Source organism: Pseudanabaena sp. 'Roaring Creek', assembly GCF_001402795.1.
In the GTDB taxonomy this organism is placed as follows: Bacteria; Cyanobacteriota; Cyanobacteriia; order Pseudanabaenales; family Pseudanabaenaceae; genus Pseudanabaena.
Genome location: NZ_LIRE01000714.1, coordinates 1 through 9,072 on the forward strand (window position 1 = coordinate 1; position 9,072 = coordinate 9,072).

At 44.8% G+C, this 9,072-nt stretch carries 15 protein-coding genes; 12 read left to right on the plus strand and 3 right to left on the minus strand.

The genetic code is table 11. The features are described from left to right. The 4 genes from AC805_RS20800 to AC805_RS20815 form a co-directional block, all read left to right on the plus strand. Positions 1–986: hypothetical protein (locus AC805_RS20800; protein WP_231663941.1), on the plus strand; the 986-nt coding region annotated here is incomplete at its 5' end. Beyond that, positions 983–2,515: a hypothetical protein gene (locus tag AC805_RS25275; RefSeq protein WP_055077176.1), complete on the plus strand. Its 1,533-nt coding sequence runs from the start codon at positions 983–985 to the stop codon at positions 2,513–2,515. The genes AC805_RS20800 and AC805_RS25275, both read left to right, overlap by 4 nt. A gap of 7 nt (positions 2,516–2,522) precedes the next feature. Continuing rightward, positions 2,523–2,777: a hypothetical protein gene (locus AC805_RS20810; RefSeq protein WP_055077177.1), complete on the plus strand. Its 255-nt coding sequence runs from the start codon at positions 2,523–2,525 to the stop codon at positions 2,775–2,777. A 4-nt stretch (positions 2,778–2,781) separates the two neighbouring features. After that, positions 2,782–3,750 carry a hypothetical protein gene (locus tag AC805_RS20815; RefSeq protein WP_055077178.1) on the plus strand — a complete coding sequence of 323 codons (969 nt, stop codon included), beginning with the start codon at positions 2,782–2,784 and terminating at the stop codon, positions 3,748–3,750. A 188-nt stretch (positions 3,751–3,938) separates the two neighbouring features. Here the strand turns inward: AC805_RS20815 and AC805_RS20820 are convergent, their stop codons facing one another. Next, the gene (locus AC805_RS20820; RefSeq protein ID WP_055077179.1) at positions 3,939–4,139 is read right to left on the minus strand and encodes a hypothetical protein; all 201 of its coding nucleotides are present in this window, start codon (positions 4,137–4,139) and stop codon (positions 3,939–3,941) included. Between the two features lie 134 nt (positions 4,140–4,273). Here AC805_RS20820 and AC805_RS20825 point away from each other — a divergent pair, with 134 nt between their 5' ends. From AC805_RS20825 to AC805_RS20845, 5 genes are read left to right on the plus strand one after another with little or no spacing between them, the layout of a single operon-like run. Continuing rightward, positions 4,274–4,570 (plus strand): hypothetical protein, encoded by a 297-nt coding sequence (locus AC805_RS20825; RefSeq protein ID WP_055077180.1) that lies wholly within the window; start codon positions 4,274–4,276, stop codon positions 4,568–4,570. Continuing rightward, complete coding sequence (locus tag AC805_RS20830; protein WP_055077181.1) at positions 4,567–4,848, plus strand: hypothetical protein; 282 nt, start codon at positions 4,567–4,569, stop codon at positions 4,846–4,848. The genes AC805_RS20825 and AC805_RS20830 overlap by 4 nt, the downstream gene beginning before the upstream one ends. Next, a complete protein-coding gene (locus tag AC805_RS20835; RefSeq protein WP_156341507.1) occupies positions 4,829–5,338 on the plus strand; it encodes a hypothetical protein in 510 nt (169 codons plus the stop codon). The genes AC805_RS20830 and AC805_RS20835 overlap by 20 nt, the downstream gene beginning before the upstream one ends. Further along, positions 5,335–5,712 (plus strand): hypothetical protein, encoded by a 378-nt coding sequence (locus AC805_RS20840; protein WP_055077183.1) that lies wholly within the window; start codon positions 5,335–5,337, stop codon positions 5,710–5,712. Before AC805_RS20835 ends, AC805_RS20840 begins: the two co-directional genes overlap by 4 nt. After that, complete coding sequence (locus AC805_RS20845) at positions 5,709–6,824, plus strand: helicase HerA domain-containing protein (protein WP_055077184.1); 1,116 nt, start codon at positions 5,709–5,711, stop codon at positions 6,822–6,824. Before AC805_RS20840 ends, AC805_RS20845 begins: the two co-directional genes overlap by 4 nt. 76 nt (positions 6,825–6,900) lie before the next feature. Here AC805_RS20845 and AC805_RS20850 read toward each other — a convergent pair whose 3' ends face one another. Beyond that, the gene (locus AC805_RS20850) at positions 6,901–7,479 is read right to left on the minus strand and encodes a hypothetical protein (protein WP_055077185.1); all 579 of its coding nucleotides are present in this window, start codon (positions 7,477–7,479) and stop codon (positions 6,901–6,903) included. Between the two features lie 48 nt (positions 7,480–7,527). Then, a complete protein-coding gene (locus AC805_RS20855; RefSeq protein ID WP_156341508.1) occupies positions 7,528–7,794 on the minus strand; it encodes a helix-turn-helix transcriptional regulator in 267 nt (88 codons plus the stop codon). A 390-nt stretch (positions 7,795–8,184) separates the two neighbouring features. On the opposite strand from AC805_RS20855, the gene AC805_RS20865 reads away from it, so the two are divergent. The 3 genes from AC805_RS20865 to AC805_RS20875 form a co-directional block, all read left to right on the plus strand. Then, positions 8,185–8,481 carry a hypothetical protein gene (locus AC805_RS20865; RefSeq protein ID WP_055077188.1) on the plus strand — a complete coding sequence of 99 codons (297 nt, stop codon included), beginning with the start codon at positions 8,185–8,187 and terminating at the stop codon, positions 8,479–8,481. Between the two features lie 41 nt (positions 8,482–8,522). Continuing rightward, positions 8,523–8,792, plus strand: a complete 270-nt coding sequence (locus AC805_RS20870) for a hypothetical protein (protein ID WP_055077189.1) — start codon at positions 8,523–8,525, stop codon at positions 8,790–8,792. A 3-nt stretch (positions 8,793–8,795) separates the two neighbouring features. Next, positions 8,796–9,072 (plus strand): hypothetical protein (locus AC805_RS20875; protein WP_156341509.1); only part of this gene is annotated, 277 nt, incomplete at its 3' end.

The following is a 9,072-nucleotide window of genomic DNA, read 5'->3' on the forward strand; positions in this document are numbered from 1 at the left end:
AGAGGAAAGATGATATGTGCTGCAATGAGTGTAAAGATGCATCCGAGAAGACAGATAAAATGCTCAAGCAAGCAGATAAGCTTCTCCAAGAACTAAAGGCGATCCAGAAAACATTAGGTAGTGGCAAGCTAGAAATTGCTTTAGATGCGGCTGTCGGGATAGGCGATAGTAGCCTTACCGCCTTACTTAACAATTTATCGGCAAGGCTGGGAACTAATCGCTATCCCATTGAAGTACCAGCAAGTTTGCTGACTGGGGTAGGTGATGAAGTTCTCAAGGTGCAAAGCCTTACGGATTTTCATTACTGGTTTGTGAACCAGATCGATGCTCTCGTCGGTGAGTTCCCGATTGAGATAGAGGTGAAAGATATCGACCCATTAAAGGAAGGCGACCAGAAAAAGAGAATATCTTTGCCGAATATCGCTGAAGCGATCGCCGAAACCTACGGGCTAACTATCAAAAATTCTGTAAACCAAGAAGTAGAGCTTAATATGCTCTTGCGCCTTGCGGCGGAAGCCATCGCCATTAAAAACGGGGTAATCGTGGCGCAGGACTATGCAAGGGCTAACGCGACTTTTTTGGGATACAAAGGCAATTACAAAGCAAGGGAGACGGTGTATAACTTCGATTTTGCTAGCGTCAATCTCGACCCTAAAAACAATCAGCCCATAGTTCTAGAAAAGCTACTAAAGACAAATAAAGGGTTCGTTCAGGGATGGGAGAACGAAGATAAAGAGACGGCTGTAGGATTTCTTCAAAAGTTGATGTTTGCCGCAGGAATTATTAAGGCTGTCTTTTTCAGAGGGAACAAATTAACCAAGCAGCTTAATAAAGAAGCCACTTCGATGGCGAACGATGCGAAGGCATCTGAGAAGGATTGGGAGAACTTTCTGAGGCAAATCAACAACGAGAACTCAATGTATAACGCTGGGTTTGTCGAGAAACCAGATATCAAAGAAGAACCTAAAGACCCTAGAAACCCATGAGCGCACTAAAACTACTGAAAGGCAATCTAGCGAGCCGTGCCATCCGCCAAAAAAGCGTTGGTAAGGGCAATTTGCGATCGCTTGATCTCAAACACCAAATATCCCGATCCGAGGATAAGAATCTCTTGGATCGGGCGGGAGATTTCTTTGGGGGATTGACTAATTTCCTATCTGGGACTTTAAAAATACTCTCCCCTGTGGGCAATTTCTTCACCTCTGCTTTTAGTTGGTTGATCGATAGAACTAACCAGCTAAAAGCCTTTAATTGGAATGCTAGCGACAAAGAACTTGAGGGGCTGATGAACTCTCAAAACATCCGCATAGAGACGGCTTGGGGTAGTGCCTTGGGGCGATCGCTTGGATGGATTGCGGGTATAGGTGTGGGTTATGGAATTAGTTTCCTTTGTCCCGTAATTGGCGGGGCTTCTTTGGCGCGAACCGTCGCGGCAAATGTCGGGACTGAGGCGATCGGCGAAATAACTCAAGGATTAGCAGGGGCGCTAAATCAAACTGTCGGGGCTTTAGCCAATAACGCTCTTATTAGTACCTATATCAATTATCGAAAGCTCTTGAGGTCTTTGCCTGACAACGTACTGAACTCAATCTATGGCAAATCTACAACCGATTTCATTAAGAACTTTTGGGGTAAGGAAGGACAGCCCAATTTGTCCTTTAATTCAAAAATGGAGGAGTTTGTCGAGTCCATTGAGAACGATAAACTTAGAGCCTTTGTCGATGCCTTTCTAGAGGAATCATGGGATGGATTTACGGAAGCAGGGATAATCGTCGCCCAAGAGCTAGATACAGCCTACGCGCAGGCAAAACGCGCACAGGAGAACGCCAAAGGGAAGCGCAAAACTGTAAGGTTAACCCCTGATAAGCGGAAGAAAACGGAACAATTATTGCTATCGGCAGGAACCGCCGATCTTGAAGAAGAGGTGATGACGACCCTCAATAATTACCGATTGATTGCTAATCGGGATGTAGGGCAAATCGTCGGGCAGCCCGCCGAAGATTACCTTACGGCTAAGCCATTACGCAGACAGCTTGTCATTGTTTTTAAAACCAAAAAGGAACCTCCTTGGAGGATGCCTGATGGTAAGCCCGCAAAGGAGAAAGTCGTCACCATACCTGATGTGTCCTTGGGGTTAACTTGGAACAAAATCAAGCTTGCGGCTAAAGCCTATGCATGGGGTAAGTTTCGCGCTACGGCTCATCTCGATAATGGGCGACAGATGGCGGTTTATGGGGCAACCAAGAGTGAAGCAGAGAAGACGGTAAGACGACTTGCCGAGCTATCTACGGCAAAGATTTTGGCTTTGAATGTAACGGAGGAAGTCGAGAAGAAAAATCTAAAACTAAAAAAAGATGCGGTGACGGTCTATCCAGCCTATGCGACCTTGCTCGTAAGAAGACCCACCACAGGCGAGGGGCGCAATTTTACCGATGGCTCTTTGCTAGATGAAGACCGCATCAGGATCGATTTGTGGACGACAGAACAACCAGCGGGACTACAACCACTTAAATAAAAAAACTATGCCAATCTCTAATCCCATCCAAGGGCAGGGGCTTTACCTGCATCTATCTGATGCCGACCCGATCGCTCCTCCCGATATATCAAAAAAATTTTGGTTCAATTACCAAAACAAAAATTTGTTTTTATCAATCGCTACTAATTCGCTATCTGACTGGGTAGCGATTGGTGGCGACGCTGCAAGCATCTTGAACAAGATTCTTGTTCAAGATGGGCAAGTGCTAACCACTGATGACCATGTAATTTTTGAGGATTAAAACTATGACCAGACACTCAACTCTAACTAACCCTAACGATTTACACTATGCGAAAATTCGTTGCTTCTCTGGTAGTCCTGATTTGATAACGCCAGACTTTATCGATCAACTTTTAACCGCTATCGACACTAACAAAATCTATCAAGCCACTGGGGCGCAAGCTGGAAACCTAGTAGAGCTTTTGCCGAACAATGGTGGCAATGGTGGCGGTAATGGCGTTGATAGGGTGAAGTTTAATGTTGGCATTGCGATCGCTCCTGATGCGATCGACCAACTGCTTATCGACACCTATTCAAATAGGATCTATCGCGCTACGGGATTGGGTGAGGGGGACTGGCTGGAATTGGTTGGCGGTGATAATGGGTTGCCTTCGGCGATCGGCATTAGTGCAGGCGATCCGCAGGAAGCGCCGCAAAAAATCGGGCAGCAGTATTTTGATTTTGCTAATCGGGTTCAATGGGTAGCTGTCCGATCTGGTTCGGTTAACGGATGGATCGAGACTAAGGACAGGACTAACTTAGGGATTGGATTTGCCAACAGTTCAAGCCAATTTATCCCGAATACTGTTCATGTTTTTTATGCCGATGTTTCTACCCCTTCTGAGATCGAGTCTGCGGACTATACCTTTACTAATTACATAGGGAGTATTTCGGGCTGGTATGCCTTGGGCAATTTAAATAATTTGGTATTCTCCCAAGGGCGAGGGGCTTTTATCTTTGCCGCAGCAGTGGGGGAAATCGATCCAGATTTAATAACCTTTAATCTAGATTCGTCTTATACGGGTTCAAACGGCGCGTCTAGATTTGGGATAAGGACTTCCCCTTACAATATTTTTGCCAGCAATGACAACGAATTTTTAAATACAAGAATTGGAAGGCAGTATTTATGGATTCCAAGTTACAGCCACAATTCTGGTAGTAATCAAATATCGGTAAGCGATGTTCGTTTGGCTTTGACCGTACAGAATGCTTAATAGGAATAAACAACGAGAGAGGCGATCGCTAAATTAGCGATCGCCTCTTATAATTTCAATAAGTAATTACTTTTTTGTGTCGTCTAGAGCTAGGATTGCCCTCGAAAGGGAGACATGGGTAAAATCCCATCACAAATAACAAAACGAGGAAGGCGATCGCTAATTTAGCGATCGCCTTCCTCGTTTTGTTAGCTCTCCTTCGGCTCAATGGTTGCGGTAAAAGCTTGCCATTTTTCAGGCAAGCGCACCATCAGATCATGCTCAACTTTATTAATAACAGCCCTTGCACAATATTCCGAGGCAGTCTCCCCAGATTCGCACATTGCTTTAATCACTTCATAAATGTTGTCTGGTAGGGTAACTTTTACTGACTTGCTATCTTTTGCCATACTCAAATAAGTCCTGTATTGGTTCTTAAATAGTATCGTTTACAGGACTAAATAAGCTAATATAAATCAAAAGCACGGCGCTAGATTTGGACACCTCACGCCGTGCTTACCCTTTTACCAAGAGCATTAAGATTATGGCAGCAAAAAAGAATTTAGAGGTAGTGCCATCACTACCCACCCAAAGCAACGAAACTTTAGACGATCGCCCAACTCAAAGCATCGAGACAGACGAAAACCGCACACTAGAGGAAGTCGTTGCCGATGAGCTACTACACTCGATCAACTGGAATGCAGTAAATGCAGCACTCTTGAAGGGAGTGAAACAGAAATTTCTTGAATGGTTTACCAGAGGTAAGCCCGCATCCATGATCGCTACTAATGAGATCGAAGCCGAAGCGCTAGCAATTGAATCGGCGGAAGAAGCAGCATGAGCAAGTGGCAACTCAAAGCAATCCAGTGGGGATTTTTGATATTGCTCATAGCTGCAAGCCCCCTGATATTGAGAGAAATCCGTAAAAAAGGCGGACTTGCTCAGATGCAATATCTCAATAATCAGCCTGTTCAAGCTCAGGCTCAACCACTGCCCCCCCGAAACGATTTAGAAACTAGATACCGCCGCTGTTACGGACTCCCCCAAAAAACTCCCATCGCATTCAATGACAACGAATTAAATAATGAGGTCTATGCCTGTGAACGAACAAGAAGCTAGCTATTTAGTCCCTCTCAAGGAAGCCCAAGATATTGCCGCGATCGCCTTGAGAGATGTCAAGCCCGAACTAATCAACCCCGAAATTTGCGAATGGGCAATTAGTGAAGCCATGAGAGGCGTTTCAGTGCTGGCAATTCGCACTCAAGCCCTTGAAGCTCAGGCGATCGCACTCTCCCAAAGAGTAGATAAGGTTGAGGATAAGTTGGAACGCCAACAGGAGGAAATCTCTATTCTGAAGGCTGGACAATATGCCCAAGACAAGATCATGGGATTTCTTCAAAATCAGACCCAACATGCTCAAACTATGGCAATGGAAGCCAATAAGGAAAGCGGGAAAAAACATCTATGGATACATGACCCAACTGGGATGATGTTGGCTTGCGGTATCTTCTTGGCTTTGTTTGTGCTTGTGGTGAGCTTCTTTACTAGAGTGAACGTCTATCAAGCCGTTCCGCCGCAGACTCCTCAAACTCAGGGAGCAATCAAATGAGTGATAGCGTATCCAATGCAGCACAAGGGCTAGCTGCCAAGATGGGCGGCGCAGCCGTCGCCGATGCTCCAAAGGCAAAGGATAAAGACACAACCCAATCAAAACCTAAAGACTATGGGTTTAAGGGTTACTGGGACGATGCCATATATGGCGCTTTGTTCCGAATTTTTGGATTAGCGATCGCCTTTGCTCTTTTGCGGTTTATCTTTCCCCTTAATGCTGTGCAGTGGCTAGGCTGGGGTGGTTCTCTAGGGCTGTGGATTGCTCTTAGGATTAAGGATTGTAGGCAACCTTTTGGGCTAACTAATTGGGCGATCGCGATTTATATTGCGGTAACGATTCATGATACTTTCTGGAATTGGAGCAACCCATGAGTAAACGGGAGTTTTTAGCCTCCCTGTCGCCAAGTGAGAATACTCGCTTGGCGATTTTAATAGGTGAGGTGATTAAGTCGCTTACGAATCAATCGGGCTATCTGCCTGATGCTGTGGCTGATTGGATTGCAGCGCAAAATGATGATTGGTTTGAGGCGTTTATTAATTCGGCTATGGCTGTTCCCGAAACTGCGGCGATCGCTAGTCCTGAGTTTTCCGATATCAGGGCAGCATTAGCTAAGCCTCATATGCTGATATTGGGCGAGACAGGCGCGGGCAAGTCCACCTTGGTTAAGTACCTAGTCTCGCAGTCCTCCGCGTCGGCAATTGTCCTCGATCCTCATGCTGCCCCCGATGATTGGCAAGGAATGAAGGTAATCGGCGCAGGTCGCAAATATCAAGAAATCGGTGAAGAAGTTAACCGCTTAGTTGAATTGATGAACACTCGTTATGAGGCAAGGGCAAGGGGACAAAAAAACTTTGTGCCTTTGCTAGTAATCATTGATGAGTTCCCCGCAATTGCCGCAGCTTTGGGCAAGTCCTTCACTGAGGCGATCTTGCTGTTGGTGCGCGAAGCACGAAAGATTGGGATTAAGTTAATAATTCTCAGCATCGGCTCTGAGGTTAAGTCCTTGGGCATTGAAGGGCAAGGCTCGATCCGCGAGTGCTTTGCTATTGTTTCCCTCGGCAAGTTTGCCACTGCTCGCGCAAAATCTTTGGGTGATGAGTCAATTAAGGCGGCGCTTCGCGCCGCAAAATATGCAGCGATGCTTGATGATTTCCCCTGTGCTTTGCCCGAAATTGATCGGGTAGACTTGCAACGTTTTCCACTTCCGCCCGACTACCAAGCGCTACTTACAGCGACTTCCACTAACACTAACACTTACACCCTTGTAAGTCCGTTAGTTGGCTCACAGCAAGGACTTACCGACTTACGCACTTGCACTTACACTTACGAAAGTCCAGATTTTGAGCTAGCTCGGAAGTGTAAGTCAATGGTGGAAGCTGGTAAGCCTCAAACATGGATCATTGAAAATATCCTTGGTTGCAGGGGGCGAAACTTTGCCGAAGGTAAGCAGAGATTTAGTGAGCTTTTGCAGTTGGCAACTTAGCCCAAACAAGAAGAGAGGCGATCGCTAAATTAGCGATCGCCTCTCTTGGTTTCGTAATTGATGAGGGTAGCAAAATTTATTTCTTAGGTGGCTCTTTGAAATTAATACCAGTCCTATTTTTGAGATTAACCAAGTCACGATCTACAGAATTGCCTTTGTTATTTGCTGAGTCAGATTTGGATTTATCAACAGATTTTTTTTGATGAGGTCTAGTGATTAAATCGTATCCATGAAACATATAAATCGTTATCACTAGCCAAGTAATTAATGCTATTGACGAAAGTCTTTCGATCTCTAAATTAGTCATGTACCCAGTGGTGAAGGGGATTATGACAATTAATAAAGTTGAGGCAATACCAAAAATTAGTACTACAAATGATAAAAGTGATTCCTTAATGCTTGCAGGGCTAGGAATATTTTTAGCCCATCCTTCAGGTTTATTGCCTAATAACCAACAGTGTATATAGGCATAGCCTATGAATGGCAAAAGTAACCCGATCAGCACCATCACAATAAAAAAACCTAAGTGGCTAGATGCGTAAGTAAAAACAGCCCCATAGGTTCCAAAAATTCTTAAACTCCCAGCCGTTGCTAAGAAGATACCAACTAAAACAAATGTTCTAAGCCAACTAATACCCCTTGGTATCCATCCCATAGCTAACCTCTCTAGTATTCAAATGATTTAGCGATCGCCTTTAAACAATCACTTTGTTAATGATAAAAAGACTTCTTCCTTAGTCATCTCCTCGCTAACTAAGCATTTAACCATAACGTTTTTAGCTTTTTCTGGTAATGCTTGTATTAATTTCCTAAAACTTTCTGTGCCCATGTCAGCTTTCCCCTTACGGTATCGGCTTATCTGTGATTCGCTGACCCCTGCTTTAGTTGCAATGCTTTTTACTTCTAGGTCTAAAAGCTTGATACACAGGTCAAGCGCTTCATACGGCGGACATAGAGTTAGTGTTGTCATCTCGGTTGCCAAATAGCAATTCGTATACATTACTTTTATCACTTTTTTAACAACAACTACTTGCTTTTTAGCAACCTCTTTGATATAAGATTAGAATTGTTGATCAGCAATTAATTGTGTTATGACAATTGAAGAGTTTCTATTTTTAAGCCTTGCAACAGTAGCAAGGCTTACCCAAAAGCCTCTTAGTAGCTGGTCTAAGTGGATGAAAGGGCGATCTATGAGTGCAAACACTCTTAAGGAATGCGCCGAAAGACTATCAATGTCTTCTGATGACCTTTTGAAAGCTATAGACCTACGAAAAAGCAACCAAATTTCCACGACTTTCTCCAAGAAGAAGTAGCGATTGACCTCTAACCCATTACCCATTACCCATTACCAACTAAACCCATGTCATTCCCAAACCCCGCAAACTACTACCTCCCCACCCTAGGGCGATTCGAGACCGAGATTGCCAACCTCGACTATATGCAATTGGCGAGGCTGAACTGGAGGCTATCAGGGCTTTTAGATGATGTCATTTTTGAGCAGATGAAGTTTACCGAGGACACAGAGTTTTATACCTATGGCGAAATGTCAGCAGACTTTGAGCAATGGGTGTTAACAGCAAAAATCGACGAACTCATCAACCTGACCCGATGGATTACAGAACGGCTCGCCTATCTCTACCAAGACTATGCAAGCTAAGCCAAGCCCGACTGAAATAACCTTTTTTATCTACAAACACTATGCACTCCGCCCCCGTATCCTCCCCCGAAACCGTAAAACGCCTATCGGTCGTACTCCCCAGAGACATAGCCGATGAGATCTGCGAATTACCAGCGATCGCAAAAGCAATGCTCCTACTGGAAACCGCTGACGATATTGTCGAAAAGACTCACGGTTTCCCCGTCTTGCCTCTCTCTGCAACGACTACCCAATGGCTAAAAGCCATTAGCAAGCGCGATCAACTCCAACTCATCGAAAACCTAGCCCTACAGCTAATGTCCGAGGTGTAACCCATGCAAGATAACGCCCCCCCAGACACCCATCCCACCCCTGAAGAACGCGAGGCTCAACTTATCGCATCAAATACTGAATACCGTGAACAAATCAGAGCATTGGAGGCACAAGTCAAGCAATTAGAAGCTCAACACGCAATCGCCTTAAAGCAAGCCCAAACCACTCATATCAACGCTTTCAATCAATTTAAAGATGATGTGATTGTTTGCCTTAAAGCCCTTGAGTTAGTGGCGATCGCCTCACACCGTCACGGACAAATCGAGCTATCTCACAAAG